The 23,815-nt window shown below is 43.6% G+C and carries 17 protein-coding genes; 2 read left to right on the top strand and 15 right to left on the bottom strand.

What is annotated here, in order from left to right; genetic code table 11:
- Positions 1 to 379: 379 nt before the first annotated feature.
- The 5 genes from DN068_RS09025 to DN068_RS09005 all read right to left on the bottom strand — a co-directional run bounded on the left by DN068_RS09025 (position 380) and on the right by DN068_RS09005 (position 9,517).
- Positions 380 to 1,645 carry an aspartate kinase gene (locus DN068_RS09025; RefSeq protein ID WP_110998580.1) on the bottom strand — a complete coding sequence of 422 codons (1,266 nt, stop codon included), beginning with the start codon at positions 1,643 to 1,645 and terminating at the stop codon, positions 380 to 382.
- 86 nt (positions 1,646 to 1,731) lie between these two features.
- Positions 1,732 to 2,994, bottom strand: a complete 1,263-nt coding sequence (locus DN068_RS09020; RefSeq protein WP_110998579.1) for a pyridoxal phosphate-dependent aminotransferase — start codon at positions 2,992 to 2,994, stop codon at positions 1,732 to 1,734.
- Positions 2,995 to 3,243: 249 nt separating this feature from the next.
- Entirely contained in the window at positions 3,244 to 4,920 is a 1,677-nt protein-coding gene (locus DN068_RS09015) for an OstA-like protein (RefSeq protein WP_110998578.1), read from the bottom strand.
- 80 nt (positions 4,921 to 5,000) lie between these two features.
- Positions 5,001 to 5,945, bottom strand: coding sequence for an MlaD family protein (locus tag DN068_RS09010; protein WP_110998577.1), 945 nt, complete (start codon positions 5,943 to 5,945; stop codon positions 5,001 to 5,003).
- Positions 5,946 to 6,145: 200 nt separating this feature from the next.
- Positions 6,146 to 9,517 (bottom strand): BamA/TamA family outer membrane protein, encoded by a 3,372-nt coding sequence (locus DN068_RS09005; protein ID WP_110998576.1) that lies wholly within the window; start codon positions 9,515 to 9,517, stop codon positions 6,146 to 6,148.
- A gap of 106 nt (positions 9,518 to 9,623) precedes the next feature.
- On the opposite strand from DN068_RS09005, the gene DN068_RS09000 reads away from it, so the two are divergent.
- The gene (locus DN068_RS09000; protein ID WP_110998575.1) at positions 9,624 to 10,262 is read left to right on the top strand and encodes an MBL fold metallo-hydrolase; all 639 of its coding nucleotides are present in this window, start codon (positions 9,624 to 9,626) and stop codon (positions 10,260 to 10,262) included.
- A gap of 105 nt (positions 10,263 to 10,367) precedes the next feature.
- Here DN068_RS09000 and DN068_RS08995 read toward each other — a convergent pair whose 3' ends face one another.
- From DN068_RS08995 to DN068_RS08950, 10 genes are all read right to left on the bottom strand, one after another.
- A complete protein-coding gene (locus tag DN068_RS08995) occupies positions 10,368 to 11,087 on the bottom strand; it encodes a 2-phosphosulfolactate phosphatase (RefSeq protein ID WP_243630181.1) in 720 nt (239 codons plus the stop codon).
- A gap of 118 nt (positions 11,088 to 11,205) precedes the next feature.
- Positions 11,206 to 12,123, bottom strand: a complete 918-nt coding sequence (gene porN, locus DN068_RS08990) for a type IX secretion system ring subunit PorN/GldN (protein ID WP_110998573.1) — start codon at positions 12,121 to 12,123, stop codon at positions 11,206 to 11,208.
- A 28-nt stretch (positions 12,124 to 12,151) separates the two neighbouring features.
- Positions 12,152 to 13,714 carry a type IX secretion system motor protein PorM/GldM gene (gene porM, locus DN068_RS08985; protein WP_110998572.1) on the bottom strand — a complete coding sequence of 521 codons (1,563 nt, stop codon included), beginning with the start codon at positions 13,712 to 13,714 and terminating at the stop codon, positions 12,152 to 12,154.
- Positions 13,715 to 13,791: 77 nt separating this feature from the next.
- The gene (gene porL / locus DN068_RS08980; protein WP_110998571.1) at positions 13,792 to 14,640 is read right to left on the bottom strand and encodes a type IX secretion system motor protein PorL/GldL; all 849 of its coding nucleotides are present in this window, start codon (positions 14,638 to 14,640) and stop codon (positions 13,792 to 13,794) included.
- Positions 14,641 to 14,684: 44 nt separating this feature from the next.
- A complete protein-coding gene (porK, locus tag DN068_RS08975) occupies positions 14,685 to 15,941 on the bottom strand; it encodes a T9SS ring complex lipoprotein PorK/GldK (RefSeq protein WP_110998617.1) in 1,257 nt (418 codons plus the stop codon).
- Between the two features lie 184 nt (positions 15,942 to 16,125).
- On the bottom strand, positions 16,126 to 18,156 hold the full coding sequence (locus DN068_RS08970; RefSeq protein ID WP_165836334.1) for a thioredoxin domain-containing protein: 2,031 nt from the start codon (positions 18,154 to 18,156) through the stop codon (positions 16,126 to 16,128).
- A 263-nt stretch (positions 18,157 to 18,419) separates the two neighbouring features.
- Complete coding sequence (locus tag DN068_RS08965) at positions 18,420 to 19,214, bottom strand: uroporphyrinogen-III synthase (RefSeq protein ID WP_110998569.1); 795 nt, start codon at positions 19,212 to 19,214, stop codon at positions 18,420 to 18,422.
- 67 nt (positions 19,215 to 19,281) lie between these two features.
- Complete coding sequence (locus DN068_RS08960) at positions 19,282 to 20,172, bottom strand: DUF4271 domain-containing protein (RefSeq protein WP_110998568.1); 891 nt, start codon at positions 20,170 to 20,172, stop codon at positions 19,282 to 19,284.
- Positions 20,173 to 20,232: 60 nt separating this feature from the next.
- Positions 20,233 to 20,772, bottom strand: a complete 540-nt coding sequence (locus DN068_RS08955; RefSeq protein ID WP_110998567.1) for a hypothetical protein — start codon at positions 20,770 to 20,772, stop codon at positions 20,233 to 20,235.
- A gap of 36 nt (positions 20,773 to 20,808) precedes the next feature.
- On the bottom strand, positions 20,809 to 22,599 hold the full coding sequence (locus DN068_RS08950; RefSeq protein ID WP_110998566.1) for a BamA/TamA family outer membrane protein: 1,791 nt from the start codon (positions 22,597 to 22,599) through the stop codon (positions 20,809 to 20,811).
- Between the two features lie 46 nt (positions 22,600 to 22,645).
- Here DN068_RS08950 and hemW point away from each other — a divergent pair, with 46 nt between their 5' ends.
- The gene (gene hemW, locus DN068_RS08945; RefSeq protein WP_110998565.1) at positions 22,646 to 23,779 is read left to right on the top strand and encodes a radical SAM family heme chaperone HemW; all 1,134 of its coding nucleotides are present in this window, start codon (positions 22,646 to 22,648) and stop codon (positions 23,777 to 23,779) included.
- The last annotated feature ends 36 nt before the right edge of the window (positions 23,780 to 23,815 follow it).

Below are 23,815 nucleotides of genomic sequence, written 5' to 3'. Positions count from 1 at the left end.
CAGTTACACTTATTTTTAAAATACTGGGCGCGACCTCACAGCTGAGCGAAGTCTCTGACTTCGTTCTGACGGAAACGGTCTCCTGACCGTAGTAATATTTTTAAACAGAAAGAGACTGCGTTGAGCAGTCTCTTTCTGTTTGTCGATGCAAGCACCTTTAATTGTATCGTTTTATTATGCTGCGGTCAGGAGACCGCGGCCACTCGAACGAAGTCAGAGACTTCGCTCAACAGTACTTCTTTATTGATATTTCGTGCAAATTGCTTCATACAAGGACATAATTAATTAAATAAATCACATCACGTGAGATGTCTCGTATCCTCGACACGACAAACATGGCAATTGTCAACTGTCCACTGTCAATTGTCAACTTAGATGATTATTTCATCACCACCTGTACCGTCTGTCTTGTTTTTTGTTCCAGCAGCGTGTATTTGCCTTTGGTCATTTCAAAAAGAATTTCCGGCGTGTAGTGACGAATTGTAAGCAGGCTTACATCTTCGTTGCGGAATACTTTATAGTCTTTTTCGAGCTCAGTAACCAACGCCTGAATCTGATCTTCTTTGTGATCAATACAAGCTACGAAGCTGATCGCAGCATTCTGAATCAGGTTTACTTTAATCTTCAGTTTATGGAAGATGCTGTAGAGGTTACTCAGGTTGTCTTCTGTGACGAACGAGAAATCACGCGTTGTTACCTGCAGCAAGATTTGTTTCTGTTTCAAAACAATCAGCGGCGGATAAAAAATGCTGTTGACTTCATTCTGAATTACCGTTCCTTTCAGATCCTTATTAAGGAAGCAGCGCACGTACAAAGGAATGCCGTTATTCTGCAGCGGCTTAATGGTTTTCGGGTGAATAACCTGTGCACCATAATAGGCCATTTCAATCACCTCGTGGTAAGTGATCGCCTCAATTTTAACCGTGTTCGGAAACAGCTTCGGATCAGCGTTCTGAAGACCTTCTACATCTTTCCAGATGGTAACCCCGGTAGCACCCAGCATCGCGGCCAGCATCGCTGCGGTATAATCAGAACCTTCACGGCCCAGTGTTACGGAAGCATTATCGGCAGTAGCGCCAATAAAACCTTGTGTTACGATGCTTTTACCTTGCGATAAAAGTGTGCCGAGTTTTTGTTTCGCCTGCGTTTCAGAATAGTTCCAATCCACACGTGCATCACGGAAAGTCTCGTCTGTACGAACTACATCGCGCACATCAGCCCACTCAAAATTGAGGCCTTCTTGTTGGAGGTAAAAGCCGAAAATGCGCGTAGAAAGTAATTCTCCCATACAAACGATCTGGTCGTAAGAGTAATCGTATTTCGCAGCTTCAGCGTCATCAATTGCCCATTGCAGCTCTGTAAAAAATACATTGAGCGCTTTTTCGGCTTTTGCAAAGTTTTCGGTGTTCAGCAGTGTTTTTGCATAATCAAGGTGAATCTGCTCCAACTTACGCGCCATATCATGTGCCTTTTCCTTGTCGCCCTTACAGGCAGCAGACACAATGTCTTCGAGTGCGTTGGTGGTCTTGCCTAATGCAGATACGACCATAATGATTGGCTGGGTAGCCTCTTGAATAATCGGCAATAATGCCGCCATACGTTCCGGAGTCGCTATCGACGCTCCGCCGAATTTGTACACTTGCATGTTTATAAAGTCAAAATTTAAAAGTCAAAAGTCAAAAGTCAAAAATGCAACCGGGTGATAGTCGCGCTGAGATTCCCCTTCAGGGGCTAGGGGTTTAGCTTTGAAAGTGCCGCTTCCAATTTGCCCAGCATTTCGCTGATCTCTTCTTTTTTACACGTACCGATGCTCAGACGATACCAAGGTGATTGTTTATCCGCGCCGAATGCGTAAAACGGAACTACAGCAAGTTTTGCTTCGCTCAGAATGTAGTCCGTTACATCAGATTGGTTCGTCAATTGCGTGCCCGCTTCGGTTGTTTTACCCGCCAGATCCAGTTTGATGGTGAGGTAAATCGCTGCTTGCGGTGCTACTGCATCTACACAAAATCCTTTTTCTTTCAGTGCAATAAAACCATTGTAAATGCTCCAGAGTCTTTCTTCCAGTTCGGCTTTAAAATGCGTAAGGTAGCTTTCAAGTGCGCTGTCCTGTTTCAGATATTTTGCTGTAGCTTTTTGTTCTGCCATTGGCGCCCATGCACCGATGTGACTCAGCAAAGCTTTCATTTTAGCAATCACTTTTACCGGACCTAATGCCCAACCTACACGCAAACCAGTTGCTGCGAGTGCTTTAGAAATACCATCAATCAATATCGTATACGCCTTCATTTCAGGACGCAGACTTACCGGATTGTAATGTTTGGTATCGCCGTAAGTAAGTGTGAAATACATCTGATCAAACATCACGTACAGTTTCTTTTCGCCTTCTGCACGCGATTTATTTTCTTCGAGTACCAGATCACATATTTTCTCCAGCTCGGCTTTGTCTAATGTAGTACCAGTAGGGTTTTGCGGCGTACAAAGACAAATCAGCGTAGCACCTTTGATGTGCGGTGCGATGTCCGCAGCGCGCGGCATGAAGTTGTTTTCCGGCAACGCTTCAATCACGCAATGTTCAGCACCGTTCATGTGTACATAGTGATTGTTGTTCCAGGATGGAACCGCATAGATTACCTTGTCTCCCGGATCTACAATCGTGCGGAACAGAGAGTAAATCAGCGGACGACCACCACTCGCAATCAATACTTCGTTGGACGCATATTGAATACCTTCCTGCATGTTGATAAATTCACTAACCGCCTCACGCAATTCCAGTACACCATCACCGGGAGGATAATTGGTATAACGTTTTTGGTACGCTTCTATAATGCCATTTTCAAGTTCCTGCGGAATTGGGAAAATTTCAGGGTCAAAATCGCCAATGGTATAATTGTAGATTTTTTCTCCTTTAGCAATTCTTGCGTTGATCTCGTTACCAAGACGAACAATTTCAGATCCGATCAGTGTTTCGGCCAGACGGCTAAGCGTACTCATTATCAATATTTAGTTTAAAATGTATACAATATCCCGGGTGTATTTAGCAACAAAAAAGCGGCTCACCGAGTCCGGTAAGCCGCTTTTGGGTATCTTTTGTATATCTGAGGTTATACAATACCATATCTGCCTACCTGTTTAGTAAGTTGACACATACGTTTATATAACTTTCGAGACATTCCTGTTTCTAAATTGAGCTGCAAAAGTAGAGCGTTTTCCTTTCGAAACAAACTTTTTTTGAATTTTCCCTTATTCAAACAGCTCCAGCAGGCTTTTCGGACGTTTGGCATCCAGCCATTGAAAACGGCTCAGACGTGTTTCGGAAATATTGACTTTCGTCAGCGGTGACATCGTATGTTTCGGATCCTGCTCGAAATAAACATGGTTTACTTCCTCATTTTTGAAAGTAATCCGCATCCGTTCAGATTGTCCCTGCACTACACCGAGATACGCCCCTACCTCATCTTTAGAGAAATAAATACACTCCGCATTTGGAAATACAACGGCATGGTCAATCTTATCATTTGCAAAAAACACACTAAGCGTTTTACCCTGCACCTGATCAAACATCTGTGCTTTTGCCGGTCCTGATTGTTGAATCAACAAAGCGTTATTCGGAATGTAGACTTTCTTTACTTTGTTATTTTCCAGATAAGCGAGAATTGTGTCGCCCGTCACCTGACTTTGCCGGAACCATGCTACCGGATCTTTAATCATCCGCAGCGTAGAATCGGCCATCGAGTATACAATACTATCGCACCGCCCTTGCATCGAATCAGAGAAAATAATAACGTGGTTATAGCCAATAAAATATCTCGGTGCTGTAGAATCTGCCGCTGGCGTGGTGTTCGTGGTATCGTTCACTGTCTGCGGTGTCGCAGCCAATACTGCGAGTCCTTTTTTGTTTTTCGACTTTCCTTTTTTAACAACAGTCAGCGAATCTTTGGCTTTGCTCACGCTCATCTTCAGCGTGTCAACTGGCTTCGGAACAGGCGCTGAGAAAAATGTATCAGCACGGATAAACAAGCTGTCATTGCCATTCATTTTCTTCATTACCGGCTTCACATAAGCTTTCAGCTTTCTTGCCTTTTCATTGTAGTCTGCAATGCCGCAATACAACGTTATTTTCTGAGCCGTGTCAATGCTGATTACTTTGCCTTCGGCATGACCAAAGCCTGTCTTATGGTTGTAATCAATCTTATCGGCTTCAATATATTGCCCTTCGTTGAGAATCGATGAACGCACCACGAAATGCGCAATTTCGCTCTTGCCATCCCAGGTACTGCCATTGCCGGTATGCAAAATAGACTTGTCGCTCGTGACAATGGCCGGCGCATAAAACACAACCAGCTTGGTCTGGGTGTTATAGCCCAATTCATCTGATGTTATCTCATACGGCGGATCGGTTACATAAACTTCACCGGAAAAACGCGCGTCTTTTGTTGTTACGTTGTAAGTTCCTGCATTACTGGTCACTGTTGTAGACTCAGTCTGCAGCGTACCACCATTTTCGTAGCGACCGATTTTAGTACCAACATCATAATACAGTTCTTCACACCAGAGATTGCTTTTGCCGTCCGTGAGACTCACATTGCCTTTCAGATAGGCCTGTTTCGTATTACCTACATAGCGCAGATAATCACTCATCACCTGCGTGCCATCGGGCTGCACGATTTTTACATCGCCGAAAGCCTCTACGTTATTGGCATTGAGATTAATGAACGCACTATCGCAAAACATCAGTGTTCCGTTTTGTTCCAGCTGCACGTTACCCACCAGACGATTCATCTGCGTATCGCCTTTTACAAAGCCACCGCCTATCTGAGCATATTTGATGATTACGTTTACCTGTTTGGACGTATCCTGATTTTGTTGCTGCTGTTGCTGCTTTTGTTGCTTCTGGGCTGTAGCAACAAAAAATATCATGCACCCGAGGATGCATGACAAAATTATTTTTCGAAATAGAGATTTTTTTAAAACTACACGCACCACAATCAATTAAACGCTTATTTATCTTTTTGTTTTTTACCGAACACCGAAACGTTTATATAGCGGGAAGGGTGTGATTTCAGATCTGCCATCAGTTCTTTCATTTTGGCAAGTGCCTGCGTCAACTCGTTGTAAAGTTGCTTATCATTGACCAGCATACCCGCTGAACCTTCACCATTATTGATCTTAGCCATCAAAGTATTCAGCTGATCAGAAGTAGATTGCAGGTTCTTCACCGTTTGTTCGATCGGTGCTTTGGAAAGCTGATCGGTAGTGGCTTCTGCATTCTTCAGAATGTTGGAAATATGCTCGTTATTGTCTTTCAGATTGGTAGTAATGCTATTTGCATTGTCCACAATACCCGCAATTTGCTCGCTTTCTTTATCTAAACGGTTAGAAAGACTGGAAAAATGATGCATTGTTTCGTTGAGCGAAGCAATGCTGCCTGCAATATTTTCCTGCGTCTGTTTGTTTACAATGCCATTGATACCGGTCAATACAGAATCCAGCATAGCAACTGTTGCTCTTACATCTGTTACCAGCGGTGAAATTTCGGAAGAAATATTATCGATGATTCCCGATTCTACCGCAGCTGGCAATACATCACCGTTCTTAGCATATTCGGAGCTGTTAGTCAGATCCAGTCGGATTGCCTTTGTACCCAGAAGATCCAGCGAAATCAATTCAGCTTTGGTACCTACCGGGATGTGCACTTTTTTATCGATGGCCAATGTAACGCGGACCTTACTATCCAGGTTAATATCGGTCACTTTGCCCACATTCACACCTTTGATCTGCACCACTGCAGACGGTGTCAATCCTTGCACATTATCATAATCGGCATAGAAATTATTTTCCCCTGAGAAGAGATTTGACCCTTTCAAAAAGTAAAAACCGGTAAAAAATACAAGTATGGCGATCGCCACGACTAATCCTATCCTGACTTCCTTTGCTATTTTCATTGCAATTTTTTTGTCTTCATTAAAGATTGGGAACCGCAATCTTACGCTTGTTCTATCCTCCTCTAAGCGGTAGCTTATCGCAAAAATAGGGAAAAACAACAGGTTATCTGAGCATCCGGGCAATTATTCGTTTCAGGATTAAACACATAAAAAATTAGTGCCGGTAATAATACCGGCACTAATTATATCATTTTATCTGCCTAGAAATCTGTTCCGAGTGAGAAATACCAGATTGGCTTAGTTCGTCCTTCGATATTCCAGGCTGCATCAAGGCGCATAAAATAGCCGAGCAACATGGTGCGCAAACCAGCACCATAACCCATTGCCAGCCCTGATTGACCAGTAACGTTGAGCTTCAGTATTACATTGTTGGCCTGATTATCCGGACCGAGCGTATATGTATTAGTATTCGCCTCTGCATTTGGCAAGAGACCATTCCAGGCTGAGCCCGCATCCAGGAAACCAATCACCTGCATATGCCGCAGAAAGGCTGATTGTATCGGACGATTGCTGAATGTGGAGAAGATCGGCACGCGGAGTTCTCCGTTAAATACGGCGTAAGTATTACCATTACGGGCATTCTGAGGATAACCTCTCATGCTCGTTGCCAATGCCTGAAAAGCATAGGTCGTACTATTGCTCGTTGGCGCAAAATTATTGTACTGCGGATTGATCCAGTTATCAACGCCACCAAGTGTATATAAGATTTTTTGTTCGCCACCAGAATGCGCGCCCGCCAGACGGGTTGCGAGAATGGCGTTGCGATAAAGTTTCTGGTAGAAACGGAAATCGGTACCAATATTGTAAACGCCACCACCATTATTATTCATCTGGTACATGTATTCACCAAAGAATTTATAACGGAAACCACGGTGGATATTCATAGTAGGACTGGTGCTGTTATCAAACACATACTCAACGCGGCTCATTGTCCAGTATTGCTTGTCACGCGGCAGATAAGTCAGGCTGATCGTATCGATTGCTTTATAATCAAGCGCATCCTGGCGGAAACCCAAAGTCATACGGACACTACGAATACGGTCAAGCGGGAAATTAGCATAACCCTGTACGAGATTCGTAGACAGCTTTCCGGTTGTGTATTCGGTGTATACAAGACTACCGGTATTGGGATCTGTGAAATTGACTGCGTAATTGTAATTGTTTTGTGTGCGCATGTACAAAATACCCCAGTCGGTTCTCCGGGTAAAGTTTTCATACTCCATAAAATAGGTGAAACCCGAGAAATTGATCGGTAAGCGGAAACCTCCTGTAAAACGATGGTTTTCCAACGCGTCATTCAGACTTACTGTCAGCAAACCGCTCAGATCAGGATTGGAGTATGATCCGCCATTATAACGTACCGACTGATATTTATTGAACAATATGCTGTTGTCGAGACGAATCGTAAAGAAATCAGGTTTAAAGTTGAGCCTGTACGATTCCGCCTTCATCTTCAGATAAGTACTATCCGGACCAACAGGCAAACCTGCAAGTCCCGGAATGGAAGATTTTTCTTTGGCTTTACGTACATGTCTTGGTGCCTGTTTCGGAGCTGATGTGTCCGAAAACTCAGATTGAAATGCATTGCCGCTTTTCATTACCGAAGGATGTGTACTACTCGCTGTTGAATCGTCCACTTCGTCATATTCTACTTCTGGCATTGTCAGCGTCTGGATATTCAGGAACCCACTCTTCGTACTGTCGGGACTCTTCGTATCAACCAAGAGCGCCTGCGTCAATGGTTTCGGCACAAAATTGGAATCGGGTATTTGTAGTGGCTTGAAATAGATTTTCACCTTGTCGCCTTGCTGCATTACATCTGCAACCTGTTTACTTGCCGGATTGTATTGATGATTCAACAAACTGTGGCTGTAATTAGTAACGGGAACTGCATAAGCGGAATCCATATTATGCACATCACGTTTAAACATCACGACGTATTTATTCTGCACGCCGTTGACATCATAGAGATAGGCAAAATTATCGTTGCCATACTGAATCGGTTGTGAAATATCTCCTTTAGTAATATTGGAGCAGCGCATCAAAACAGGACTCTCTGTTTTTGTGTCGTAAAAGAAAACGTTCATTGTTCCTACCGGAAGTTCATTCACACCGATCGGTACATTCATATTGGCCTGCGGACGGTTTGACAAAAACAGAATTCCTTTGTGTGCACCGCCGCTTACAAACCATGGCTGCAGGTCATCCCAGGCATCGTTGGTGATGTTTTTTATTTTGTTGCCTTTAATGGTAAATTCATAAAGGTCTGTCTGGCTTTTCTTAATCGCGGAAAGAACAAGTTTATCATCATTCTCCATGAAGCAAAGCCCCAGCACGCGATCAAAACGATTACCCGGAATCACATAGTTTTCAATCTTAGCTTTGAGCGAGCTGTAAATGCGAATGCGGGTCTGCGTACCCTTTTTATAAACCATCGCCAGTTTATAACCATTATTAGACCAAGCCAGCAATGGATAATTCGGGTCAGGATTTACTTCATTGTAATCCTGACGACCACCTTCCAATATCAGCGAACGGGTTTTCTCTTTTTCTGTTTTTTGGATGTATACCTGGTACTCGCCATACTTCCATGAGACATAGGCCACATCATTCCCTTTTGGCGACACGGTTACTGAGCGCACAATACCATTCTCCTTCGGCACATCTATTTCCAGCAAAGCGCTGGCGCTATCCGGCGTTTCTGTACGTGTATTTTCTTCTGTATAAACCCTTTTATAGAAAGCCACACATGAATCATAAGTCTTGTGCACGTTTTGGTTGAATACCATTTTAATGCCTTCATTCAGACTACTTTTCAGCTCCATTGTATACAACAGGTTTTTCATGCTGCCTTCACCGTAGCGTTCTGTCACGAATTTCCAGAAAGCTTTACCGGCCAGTTCCGGCTTCATTTCGCCAAGTTCATAAAACCCTTTGTGCGGATATTCTTCCAGCAGATTTTTCCAGTCGTTGTTCGTTTTCGCATCCCAACCATCCACGAGGTAAGCGATAAATCCATCGGTAGTCCATTGCGGCAGATTCAGCAACACGGCATTTTTTACCATCTGGCGGAAACTTTCACCAAAGATCATACGTTCCATGACCACACGGCTCATACCTGAGCGCAATTGTCTCCTCAGATCAGTGTGAATGCCGGTAAAGTAAACAACCAGTCTGTCGCCGACTAAATCGACCGTTCCGGCAGGCACGTTCTCAAACTGAGAATCGTATTTCAGGCCCACGTTCGTTTGACGGTATTCGTCGTAGTTGTTATATAGAATGATATTAAAACGATGCGGGAATTCTCCGCCAAGGCGCTTTTCTATTACTGTAAGATCTTTCTCCGCCTGCTCCGCAATATAACGTGCCAGTTGACGCCCGGCGGCATCATAATGATAAATTCTGAAGTGTTTTGTATCGAAATATTTCCAGCTATATTTCCGGTACTGCACGCGGTTTTGTCCATAAGTCTCCAGGTATGCTTGCGCCCGCGGTTTTTCCACGAAAAACAAGCTTAATGCCAAAATAAATACCGAAATAAGTCCCGCCTTCTGTTTGATAAACATGCTCATAAAATGAGAACAGTTTTTAATCCTTGTTGTAAAAATGCTCCACCCTTTCCTACCGCGTAATATTAATAGATTTGCAATTGAAAATTACTGAAAAATCTGCTTATTTATGTTACGTATTCACTCATTTAACTTTAATCCGTTTCAGGAAAATACCTACCTCATCATAAACGAAAAAAAGCAATGCTGGATTGTGGATCCAGGCATGTATGACGCTTCTGAGACAAAGAGGTTTACTCAGTACATCAGTGAGAACGGTCTGGAGCCGCAGGCAATCATCAATACACACGCGCACATCGATCATATTCTTGGGATTCAGGCGGTAAAAGAGAAATACAATATTCCGTTCGGACTGCATGAGAAAGACTTGCCTGTATTGAAAAATGCCGCCACTTCTGCTGCTATGTTTGGTCTGCCGCTGAAGGAGGCGCCAGTGCAGGATTTCTTCTTAAAAGAAAATGAACCGTTCAAGATTGGAGATGAAACACTAGAGATCCGCTTTGCACCGGGCCATTCGCCTGGAAGCGTTATTTTTTACTATGCACCGGGTAAGTGGGCAATCGGCGGGGATGTTTTATTTTATGGCAGCATTGGCCGTACAGACTTGCCTGGCGGCGATTTCGCAACGCTGATCAGTAGCATCGAAACGCAGCTGTTTACCTTACCAGATGATACGGCAGTTCACCCAGGCCACGGACCAGCAACTACGGTTGGTCATGAGAAAACACACAACCCGTTTCTTCAATAGCCTTCGGCGGAATCAAGTAGCAAGTATCAGGTAGCCAGCTGTGTTTAGTAAAATGACTGGGTTCTAATTTACAACAGCTTTATACTTGGTACTTGATACTAAATACTATTGATGAATCACAAGTTTATCACCTTTTAAAATAGGAACTACCGGGTGTTGATCAGGTGTGGTGCAGTATTCCATATCGTGCTCCAGACCATAGGCGGAGAGGCGTTTGTAGTGTGAACTATCTCTCAGAAAATCTATATAGTTTCCTTTTGCCACGGCAGATTCGTGCAGATATTTCGCAGCGCGAACGCTATCACAATTAGTAGCAAAATGATCTGCAACCTTTGTAGCTACCGCTCCTGCAAATAAGGTGTCTTCAAGATTAAAACGGTCTTTCCAGGCAGCGCAACCAAGCAACACATTTTTCTTCTGCGCAATCAGAAAATCGCAAACCGCAGAAAGGTTCAGGAAGGAGCCCGTAATAATTTCAGCCGCGTCTTCCACCATATGCAACAGACGTGTTCCGTTGGTTGTAGTCAGTACCAGCGTTTTACCTTCCACAAATGTGCTCGGGTATTCCAAAGGAGAATTACCATGTTGTAATCCTTCTGCTATTTTACCATCGCGCTCGCCGGCTGTAATGCTGTTCTCCGTCCTTTTACCAATCTCAATACACTCAGGCACAGATGCAACCGGGATGACACTTTTAGCACCATTATGAAGCGCAGCGGCGATCGTCGAAGTAGCACGGAATACATCAATGATTACTACAATCGTATCCCTGGTATCAAAAAGGTGCAATAAAGCAGGAGAAAGGCAGATTTCTAAACGAGGCAAAACACTATCGGACATAACTAAAACTAAAAGTGGCGCAATTTAGAACAGTTTGCGCAGAGTAGAAAAGAAAACAGCCGGTTTTGAGACCGGCTGTTTCTGTGTATTGTTTGATCTGGGATTAATAAACCCACATATCATGTTCTTTATTGAAGATTTGATCGTTGATGCGTTGAGCTTCGTACAGCGACTCCATACCTGGATATTGGTTAGAGATGTACTCATCAAATCCATTGCTTGCTTTGATGATGTAGCTGGAGAAGAAACGATTTTCGAAGAAATCATCCCATGTCAGACGTTGAACGTCGTTATCCGGGTTAAATACTTCGTACTGAGCCAATGCCTGACGAGCTTCAGGATAGTAGATCCAGAACAAAGGAGACTGGCCACGTGGTTCACCTGTAGTTGGGTCGATTTTAGCAACGATCGGAGCGATACCAATGATACGAACTACCATACGGCCTTGGTTGCGATCGAAAATCCAATCTTCCTTAATACGGTATTTAATGATCAAATCTGGGTTGAAATCTTTGTGTGTGATCTGCACAGTCTGAGCGCCGGTAACAACGTCAGTAACTAATGTAGAATCATCTTTACCAGTCAACTGATCCATTACCTCCTGCTTACTCATAGCAGTAGTAAAACGATCATCGAAAGTTGAGTACGCTTTGATTTTACCTTTTTTCACAGCGTCCAGCAAAATTTCAATGAAATAACCGCCACCTGTATTCTCGTCACCTGGGTAACGGAACGCCTGGTTTTGTTTTTCACGGATATCAATCTCACGCCATACTCTCTTTTTATACATTACGTCGGCTTCGCGGATCGGCTGCCACATAATCGGATTAGAGATATGCGGAGCTTGATCATAAACACCATCCTTAACCAAAGAAGGTTTCCAGGCAGTATTTACAGCATCTGCAGCGCTCATCTGCGTCTGAGCTTGGTCTGTAATGTTTGGCGACTGAGCAAAAGATACAGAGCTCATGCATGCTAAAGCTACACTCGCGGCAATCTTGTATGTATGGAGGATTTTCATATCCTGAAAAAATTTGCTGATTATGATACTAATTAAGTTTAAATGCTATAGTCGGTAAGGTACGAACACGTCCATCAGGGCCCTGAGCTTTAATATCATCGATATAAACGATATCACCTGGTTTACATTGTTCTACTAAAGCCTGAATCTGAGGGCTTGAGTGGAAGTATGCGTTTGAAGCTACAAACGGTCCTTTAATATCTGGATCACGCTTTTTCGTCATAGAGAAAGAGTAACTCAATATTTTAAATGAAGCTTCAAAGTCAAAGTTCTTCAACACCGCAGCGACACCGCTTTGTACACGGAAAGTACTTGCTGGCATTATACCTCCTGATTTACCACCTACTTGTGGTTCCGGATCAGGAATCATTTTCACGCGGATTTTCATTTTACCAACTTCAGCAGTACCACCTTCATGTTTCTTAGCGATAATAGAAGCTACAATATCACCGAGTTTACCAACGCTTACATTGTAGGCACCTTTACCTCTTGCAGGATCTGCATGAACTTCAGCACCTGGGATTGAAATGCTTACATCTTCCATTGAATAACCAGCCGCAGAAACTGTGATTGGGTTCGGAACACCGATGTAGAACACATTCATTTTATCAAGCTGAATAGACGCACCTGTAGAACCTACCATGTATTGGAAATCCCAAGGTTGTGTGATTTTGCGGCTACCCAGATCCAGTGTGATTTGACCACGTACTGTTTGCATACCAACACCGGCAGCACTACCAGTCCAATGACCTACACCGTTTTCGATTTTGATCTGACCAGAGCTAGAAGAGATCTGAGGGTTTACTGATTTGTTATAGGCAGCAACCATGATTTCAGCTTCTACTTTCTGACCCTGCAATGCGTAGCTTGTTTTAGGAACAGCAATCGCAGTGATGGCATCGAACTTAATTTGTTTTGCGTTTGCTTCATCAAATAATCTTTGAATTACAATCGCTTCAGAGTTACGGATATCGTTCTGCATTTTAGCGAACAATGTTACCGCTGCCAGAGTAGGCATATTGTAGAAGTTACCAGTAGACCAGTCACCCTGTGGGTTGTTGTCGTTCGGCTTAGGATCCACAATCTGAATAGCGAGCTGTTGGCCCATCATTGTTCTCGAAGAGTCAGACACGCGATCCAGCATGTATTTACGAAGCGCTTCCAACTGAGCTTTGATAGAATCGCCGCCTTTGTTTTCAACCAACAAACGAGTAGAAGCATTGATATCATCTTCACGTTTGATCGATTTTTCGCCGTTTTCTACATCATATCCACCAGCTTCCGCTACAACGCGTTCCTTCCAGTTTTCAAGATATTGATATACTCTGTCGGCTTCTTTCGATATTTCTTTTGCTTTATCGTTGAAGGGCTTTACACGCTCCTTCTGTCCGTCCATGTCTTCGTTCGCCTGAAATGCCAGCATGGTCTCGTTATTTTTACCATTGATCGCTTCGTTTGATTTAGAAACGCTGTTGTTAATGGTTTTGAACGCATGCAGGATTTCGGATGACACATTTAAGGCAAGCATAGCGGTCAACACCAAGTACATCAGGTTGATCATTAGCTGCCGCGGCTCTTTAGGTAGAGACATCCTGTTATTAATTTACTATGGTTACTACAATATTTTGATTTACTTCTCATAATGCGCCGTTTCTCACGGCACAATTATTAACGACCCTGCATAGCAGTCAGCATGTTACCGTAGATCTGGTTGAGTACGGTGAGGTTTTTAGCCAACATACCAATTTGATCTTTAGCTGCTTTAGCATCTTCTGCACTAGAAGCCATTGCGTCTGACGCGCTCACCAGGTTGCTATAGAATTTGTTCATAGCTTTCAGGTGGTTATGTGCATCCTGCAATTCAACTTCGTAAATCTGATTGAGTGAACCGAGGTTTTTAGAAAGAACCTGTACTTGTTGGTGGAATTTCGCTGTATCGTCGGCTGCATTGTTAAACGCAGTCATTGTTTGCGTAGCTCCAAGGAATGTACCTTTCATCTGACCCAGCGCTTCAGCTGTTTCGCGTGCAGCCTGAGAGTAAGTACCTGTAGCAGCAGTAACATCAGTGATGTCTTTCATTTGATCTACAGTCATTCCGAATTTCTGGAAGTTTTCGTTAAGGCGTTTCAGATTAGCCGGAGTAACGTTTGCTTCTTCGAGCATTTTATCCAGAGATGCAGTAGCAGAAGCACCTGCACCATTACCACCAGCAGCACCCAGTGCAGCAGTAGGAGGTTGGAATTTAACACCTTTACGGTAAGCTTCTACGTGTGGATTTTCGTCCAGATTAGGATAGTAGCGTTCCCAGTAGTAATCTTTATGTGGTGGGAGCAAACCGAGGATTGCGAAAATGAATGCTTCTGTACACATACCTACTGTGAGCATCACACCTGCACCTTTCCAGTGCTGGATTTTAAACAGCGCACCTAACAATACCACAGAGGCCCCAAGACCAATGATCAGATTTTTAAGATATTTACCCTGTTTGGTTTCAAAAAACAGTGCTAATGAATTCATGTTTTTGTTTTTCTTTTGGCTTGAAAAAATGAACTAATTTAAACTTAACGTCTGTTGGTGAGGGATTGTGCGATTTCCTGATAGATACAACGGAAACCGATATAAGATTTAGCAGTATCTGAATATTCCCAGTCACGTGTTCCATTCTGAAGGTAGAAGGAAACATCACGCCAGCTACCACCACGAACCACCATACGTTTCATCCATTGAGGGTCGCTTTCGCGGAGTTTTACCTGGATGTTAGGGTTTACGTCTGCAACGGCATCATATGAACTACCGTAGTATTGTGAACTTGTCCATTCAGCTACGTTACCGGCCATGTTATACAAACCGTAGTCGTTTGCCCAATAGCTCTGAACCGGAACTGTATAAAGACCACCATCAGCTGCGTAGTTGCCGCGCAATGGCTTGAAGTTTGCAAGGTAACAACCTTTCTTGTTTACGAGGTAAGGACCACCCCATGGGTAAGGAGCCTGGTTACGACCACCACGTGCTGCCCATTCCCATTGCATTTCATTCGGCAAACGGAATTCACCTTCAAAATACAGTTTCTGACCTTCGCGGTTAGAACGCCACAGGTTTGTACGCCAGTGACAGAAAGCATTTGCCTGGTTGTAATTCACACCCACAACCGGATAGTTGTTGAATGCCGGGAACCAGTTGTATTGCATTGCGATCGGTTCGTTATATGAATAACTGAATTGTTTTACCCAAACTGTTGTATCCGGATAAATTGCCTGATCGTATTTGCGGATAAAGCTTTGACGCGGTTGTCCAGGATTTTTTATAGACGCATCATAGTCGAACGTTTCGTAGTGAAACACGAGTTTTGAATTGTCGAATTCTTTCTTGCCCCAGCCAGACTGCTCAGCAGCAATGTACAAGTTTGACAACTGATCCTGAACATCCTGATCACGGTAGTTGATACGTTTGCGCATATCAACACGCTGCGTTCCGTCCGGGTTATCGATAAAGTCTCCCAACGTTGTGTGCGCGATAGAGTCACGTACCCAGTTAGTGAACTGACGATATTCGGAGTTGGAGATTTCCGTAGCATCCATGTAAAATCCGGTCATCTGGACAGTGCGAACCAATGCGTCGTTTTTACCACGTACATCCTCGTCGCTTGCTCCTATCTTCAAAACACCAGAGGGAACGTACACCATTCCGAGTGGTACAGGCGCCTTGTAGTTCATCATAGTTGGCTCACCAACCAGTTGACCTCCAGAACCCGATTTTCCACAGCTTGCAGCCAGTGCCAGTAATGCTACAGCCGAGATCTTCAGGGAAAGTTGTTTCATACTACTGTTATTGTTGTTTTTGCGATTGGCAAATAAAGTAATTTTTTCTGTTTCACTTGTATTGCTTACAATGAAACTGGCACACAATATTTGAAGATTTTTCCAAAAATGCAAGTCTCACAAAAAAATTTGTTAAGAATTTCAAAATGAATTGCATGGACCAACTATCAAACTTCCAGCCTGCCTACCCTCTTATCAGGGGCAAAACAGCTTCCGGCTCTTTATAGGGAGCCAGACACGCTTGTCGTGTGCAAACAAATATATAGTTTTCTCCCTGAAAATACTTGTCTCTCAGCACCGGTATTTCAAAATTTTCTTCAACTGTTTCTATCAGGTAGCAATTCGGAGTAAAATATTCTCTCAATACAGCAGCATGAATTCCAGCCTTCACTCCTATACAAACGACAGTTTTGGGGTCTTTAGTATATCGCTGTGCCAGAATACACCAGTTCCCAAAAGAATAGGGATACCGCATCGCTGTCGATACTGTTTGACGCATCATAAAATGTGATTGTTCCAGCCAACTGTGATTTTCTGTACAAAGGCCCAACCACAGCAGGTTGTGCGCCATTACGGCATTACCCGAAGGTGTAGCGCCGTCGTATAAATCAAGTTTGCGAATTGGGATGTCTTTTTGCAGATCGGAAGTGAAATAAAAAAAGTTGCCAGACTCGTGCTGGAAATGCGTTAAAACATAGTCACACCAGTTTTTTGCTTCTGGTATCCACCGGAGTTCCCCGGTCACCGAAGCCAACTGCAACAGGGCCTGGATCAAATAAGCGTAATCATCCAGATTAGCGCTGATACGGGCAATCCCGTCCTTCCAGGTATGCAGCAAATCTCCTGACGGTGTTACAAACGTCTGCAACAACCACTGCATGTGTGCGGTAGCCTTCTGTTTGTAAACGTCGTTTTCCAATACCTGCCCGGCTTTCGTCAGCGCAAGATTCATCAGCGCATTCCACGAAAGCAATGTTTTATCATCCGTTGCAGGACGGATCTTAGACTTCCGAAATTCAAAAAGTTTAGTCTTTGCTGACGCAATACGGTTTTGAATTTCTTCCAGCGGCAATAGAAACCGCGCAGCCAATGTTTCGTCTGTTGAAACAACACTCAGAATATTTGTTTCTTCCCAGTTCCCTTCTTCGCTGACACCAAAATAAGCGGCTACCACTTCGTCATTTCCACCTAATGCATCCACCCATTCTGTCCATGTCCATGTGTAATATTTCCCTTCCACACCTTCACTGTCTGCGTCTAACGCACTGAAATAACCACCTACTCCGTTCCAGAGTTCACGATCAGCAAAAGCAACGGTCTCCTCTATTATTTTTTTGTAACGATTTTCTTTGGTTAAAGCATACGCGTCTGCCAGGCTGACAATCAGCAACGCATTATCGTACAGCATTTTCTCGAAATGCGGAATCAGCCATTCGTTATCGGTTGCATAACGTGCAAAACCACCGCCCAGCTGGTCATAAATCCCGCCCTCAAGCATTTTATCAAGGCTGAGTAATGCCTGTTTTAATGATGGTTCGTGTTTGGTGAAATGATAATGTTCCAGTAAAAAACTGATTGCCATTGTACCCGGAAATTTCGGCGCGCGACCAAAACCACCTTGTTCTGTATCGGCCATCTGCAGCAGGTTTTCAACCATCTTTCTACAACTGTCCATATTCCAGTCTGCTGTTTTATCTGAAGACATGCTCGTCTGAGCCGTCTGTTTCAGAAACTGAACCATCTGCGTTGTCTGTGTTTTTATTTCTCCCGGCTGCTGATGCCAGATTTCATTCATCCGCTGCAGTACCTGCGACCATGAGGGACGATTATATGCCGGGCCTGGCGGGAAATAAGTACCTCCATAAAACGGTATCCTTTCAGGCGTCACAAACGCATTTAAAGGCCAGCCGCCACTGCCGCTGATCGCCTGCACCGCATCCATATACAGGTGGTCTACATCAGGATGTTCTTCGCGATCTACTTTGATACAAATAAAGTGCTCATTCATATACGCGGCAACTGTTTTATCCTCAAAACTCTCCCGCTCCATTACATGACACCAATGGCACGCCGCATAGCCAATGCTGACGATTACAGGCTTATTCTCGGCCTTTGCGCGCTCAAACGCCTCATCACCCCATGGATACCAATCAACAGGATTGTGGGCGTGCTGCAGCAAATATGGACTTTGTTCGTTCTTTAATCGGTTGGACATGGGATAAAGATATCGCTGATTGGTCAATGGTGAATGGTCAGTGGTGAATTGCGAAACGTCAAAAGTCAAACGTGAAGTCAAAATGATTGGACGGCTTAGAGCCATCTGACCATTTTTGGGAAACATGCAGCGCTCAAGAGACCGGCGACCACTGCGACCAAGTCTGGAGACTTTGCCAAACAAAAACAAAAAAAGGAATGACCTTTCGATCATTCCTTTCAATTATGTTTCGCACTGTAATTCCCCTTCGGGGTCGAGGGCGCTTATTTCTTTTCTGTAAGATATTGCTCCAAGGCAGAAACCATAGAAGGTGCGTTTGGCGCCGGTGCTTTTACATCCAGGCGAAGGCCAGCTTCTTCTACCGCTTTTGACGTGCTTGGGCCAAATGCGCCAATGATGGTGCCATTTTGCTTGTACGCCGCATCATACTCAAACAAAGTCTGAACACTGAATGGGCTGAAAAATACGATCATATCATACGCATCTTTCATCACCGGAGCGATATCGTTGGAAACCGTGCGATAAAGCGTAGCTTCTGCGAATTCGATTTTATTTTTTGTCAGGAACTGGTTTACATCCATTTTCCCGTTATCTGATTTCGGCAAAATGAACTTTTCATTGTTCTTATGCTTTCCGATAACTTCCAGCAAACCTTCCGTAGACCCGTCCGCAGAGAAAAACACCTTACGCTTGCGGTAAAGGATAAATTTTTGCAGATAAAGCGCCACAGCTTCCGTGATACAGAAATACTTCATTTCCTGCGACACCTTCACTTTCAATTCCTCACAAATACGAAAGAAATGATCTACTGCATTGCGGCTGTTGAAAATGATGGCAGTAAATTCATTGATATCAATACGCTGTTTGCGGAAGTCTTTACCAGAAAGCCCTTCTACGCGAATAAACGGATGGAATTCAAGTTTGAGATTGTACTTTTTAGCGAGTTCGAAATACGGAGATTTATCCGTATCCGGCTTTGGCTGGGTAATCAGAATGGAATTCACTTTGAGTTCCTTCTTCTCAGTGCCTTTACTTTGTGTTCGAACAGTTTTGGCCATACGGGATCGAAAAAGAGTAGTTAAGGGTTAACAATGCTCTGCTAATGGTGTAACGTCTTTTCTAATATCAATAGTAGAGTAAGCCTCGCACCATCAACTTCAGTAACACTGCCAACGGCAATAATTCTGAGGCGCAAAGGTACGTAAAAAAATGGAATTTCGAATATTGAAAAAAAGAACCAAATATCTGCCAAGACCGCATGTAGCGGTTAATCCAAAGCAATCCGATAAGTATAAACGTGAAAATCACCAGTGTACTGAGCCAACCGGGATTACCAAAGGCTAAAATCACAATGAACGGAAGCAGCGCAATGGATATTATTTTATTGATAAGAAATACATTGAATATATATTCATTCGTAACACCCTCAACTCTAAACACCCAGCCACTGAAGCGAATAACAAGATATTTGACCAGATAAATAAGCAAAACACCTGCAATAAGAAGTCCCAAAAGTATTGACTGAGGCAGATTGCTATGTTTCAGCGGTACAAAAATATTAATCACATAATACAGATAGCCTCCAGTTACAATCCCGAAAAAAATATTCATCAGGAAATTAGGCAATTCTGCATGCTCGATTTGCTCTTTCACCTGCCGATTACTCATACCCGGCGAACTGAACGCCCGGATCAAAGCCTGAAAATATCTCGGATTGCTCATGCGTATCAGCCCGAGCATAAAAAACAGGAAAAGTATAAGATAGAAATCGGTCGTTTTATCCACAGACCCATGCGGTCTTTGCAATGCATGAATGATATTTTTCTGCGCCAGCATAGGATGGCTTTGTATCAGACTGTCTGTTTTAAACAGAACCAGTCTTGCCATAGTTGCCGAATCTGCCAATTGCGTAATGCCGTATGCCGCCGGATTCACTTTTGCGCTGGACGCGAAAGCGAAGCAACTGAGACAAAAAAATAAAACGATGAATGCAATTCGTTGACGATACAATTTCATAGCGGAAGCCGCGCAAATGTAATGTTTAATCTGATGTATCAAATAAGAGGCAACTACTAATTAAACACAAAATTTAGCGACCCGGCTAAAGAAGAATTCTAGTTTAGAGCGATTTTCCGGTTTGCATTTTTCTAATGCAACGCTTAAGAGTTTTTCACGGGAAGCCACCGGATTTTCGCCCCGGTCTGCCATGATTTCACCGGCAATCTGGTATGCCCAATGCTGAATAAAATCACGATTCACTGCCGGATTGCCGCAATACAGAAAATCAATAATATCGTCCGGACGGGTTTCGATAAAGCGCTTGCAATAAACGCCGAGCGTATCACCGAGCGCACCATCGGCATTAACCAGCATATTAGAGATAAGCAGCAAATAGAATGGACGTGTGTTGCAGTTGCTCGTCCACATACTGTCTACGATAGAAATGGATTTGTGATCGTCTCCTGCAACGAAAAGATTGTGGTAGTAATCTTTGGCAATTGTGGAAACACCTTGACTGCCGAGATAAAAGGAAACTTCTTGCAAACGTTGCGCTTTCACCGATTGCTGGCCCGCAGCAGTAAGTAAAGTCAGAAATATAGCAGTTTTGTATCCCATAGCCACCCCGTTTAATTGAATTTACAAAAATTCTTTCTAAAAGTATGCCACGTACCCGAAATGAATCTTTGACTGTTTAAACTGAACGGGGTTTATATCGCTTCTGCCAAGTGCGTAACTGATTGTAAAAAGCCCCGATTTTGTTTCCAGTGTAGTACCAACGCCAAAACCATTGTAAATATTGTCCGTATACGTACCATTAAAATGCGATTGTACATATCCGTTGTCGCTGAAAGCATATACGTAGGAATTCTGGCTGAGCAATAATCGTATTTCTACCGTAACCACATGATACATAGACGCATAAATACTCAGCTCATCAAATCCACGCAGCAATTTAAACCCACCGATCTGATATAACTCATTCCGGAAAAGATGATCGCCGCTGATCCAGGCGCCGTCATATGCTGTTTTTAATGTGGCTTTTTTCCCTAAAGGCTGGTAATAAGCTAAATCGGCCTGCAGGTGATATTGGTATGCATCGTTTTTTAGCGAATCGTATAAACCGGAATAATTAAAACCAGTACCGTCAGAAAGGGCAAGAATTTCATCATTTTCTTTCACTTTCCTCAATAAAGTACTTCCGCTCAGCCGTACCTGCCAGCCTTTCCTCGGACTGATACGGTAATCTGTACGATTCAGCACCAGCTCAAGGCCCCCACCATTCGCCGAAACATCGGCATTATCGGGCAATTGATGCGTGCTCAACACATAATTGGTATCTACCGTAATCAATCGGTTGCTTTGGTTCTGATAAAAAACACGCACATAGTCTGTAGCTGTGAGCTGATAACGGGCGCCTAACTGCAGCAACGTCCTGCGATAAGTAGTATCCTTCCGGTAGTACTCAAAATGACCGTCTGCCCCAATCGGTGTATTGAACAAATAAGGCCAGGCAAAATCCACTTTTAACGATGGTGATTTATACTGCAAATTCTGGTATGTCACGCTCATCGATTCGCCCGATCCTAAAATATTCTGGAATGCAAAAAGCGCATCGACTGTGAGCAGGAATTTATTGGTTTCCGTGCTGTTTGGCAACAAACCCACAATGGCATTAAGCTGATTAGCTTTTCGCTCCGCAAGATGCAATTTCAGACGTGTATCCAACAGCTTAAAAGAAACAGACCAGGGCTGCGCTTCCTGCAAAAACGGAAGCTCTTTCAAGCGCGGGGAAATACTGTGTAGTTTCTTTTCCGAATACAAATCTCCTTTATGAATATCGAGGTAGCGCATCAGGTAATTTTGGGAAACTTTTATGTCGCCAACCACTTCTATTGAATCGATTTTCCTTACCTGTCCGCGATTAATCATAAAACGACCTTCTACCCCACCTACACTGTCAATATGTACATCATCCAGCCAAACCTTCGCAAACGGGTAACCATTATCCTCACAATATTGCAGCAGTTTTTCACTCATCCGCGAAATCTGTTTCGGATTTAATGCCCGACCCTCCCACTGCTGTGTGTTGATAGCGGCAGAAACCAGCAATGCCCGCGGAATGGAATCAAAGGAAATCTTGCTCCATTTATAATAATTGCCCAGGTAAAGAAAAATATCATACTGTGCCTGCGAAACTGAAAAACTATCGACGGAAGCTGCGAGGTATCCTTTTTCCTGGAGCTGTGGCACGAGCTGCTGAAAGAAATTATAAGCGTCCAACTGCGAATAGAATTTTTCCGGTACTTCTATCGCCTTTTTTAGTGCCGTATTGTTACTGTCTACAGAATGCAATAAGACGACGTAGCTTTGTGCATTCGCATACATCCCTGACAGATGCAGCAAAAGCAGGAAAAACAAGATTCTTATTGTTTGTAATTGCATGCAGTTGTTTCAAATGTAGTGAACATTATTTAACACAACGACCGACATGGCTGGCATTTATATTCATATTCCTTTTTGCAAACAGGCTTGTACTTATTGCAATTTTCATTTTTCTACATCACTGAAAATGAAAGACGATATGCTGCGCGGCATTTTGGAGGAATTGGAAATGCAACGCCATTACCTGCCGGAGCACGCACGGATTGAAACAATTTATTTTGGCGGCGGAACACCTTCTTTATTGAGCGCTGATGAGATCAACCGAATCGCCGAATTTATCTATGAGCATTATCCGGTGCAGCAAATCAAAGAATTTACGCTGGAAACAAATCCAGATGACCTGAACAGCCAATATGTGCATTCGCTGTGCAATACGCCAGTCAACCGCTTTAGCATCGGCGTACAATCGTTCCGGGAAAATGATCTGAAATACATGAACCGGGCACACAATGCACAACAAGCGGATTACGCCATCAAAGCAGCACAAGACGCCGGGTTTACCAATATAACTATCGACTTGATTTACGGAACACCCGGACTTACAGATGAAGACTGGCTGTACAATCTGGCGCAGGTAAAATCGCTGCAGATTCCGCATTTTTCGTCTTATGCCCTGACTGTAGAAGAAGGCACCGCACTGGCGAGAAATATTCAAAAGAAAAAAACGGTTGCCGTAGATCCGGAACAGGCTGCCGGGCAATTTGAGATACTGATGGAAAAAGCGGAGGAAATGGGATTTGATCATTACGAAATCTCAAACTTGGCTTTGCCTGGCCATTATGCCGTGCATAACACCAATTACTGGCGTGGGTTACCCTATCTCGGCATCGGCCCTTCAGCCCATTCATTTAACGGCCGCAACCGCCGGTGGAACATCGCCAACAATGCACTTTATCTAAAATCGATTCTTACCGAAAATAAAATTCCTTTCGAAGAAGAAATACTGACACAACAAGAGCAGCTCAACGAATACATCATGACCTCTCAGCGAACCATGTGGGGCACTGACCTGCAAAAAATTGAAACGGAATTCGGCAGCGACGCCTTAAAACATATCGTGGAAAACAGTCGTGTCTTTATTGAAAAAGGCTGGCAGGTTCTGGAGGAAAATAAACTGCTGCTAACAAAAGCTGGAAAGCTGTTCGCAGACCGGATCGCAAGCGATCTGTTTATTGTATAAAAACTAACTAACGAGAAAGGCTGCAATATCGCAGCC

The organism is Taibaiella soli (assembly GCF_003236175.1).
Lineage (GTDB): Bacteria > Bacteroidota > Bacteroidia > Chitinophagales > Chitinophagaceae > QKTW01.
This window is presented reverse-complemented; position numbering and strand designations above follow the sequence as displayed.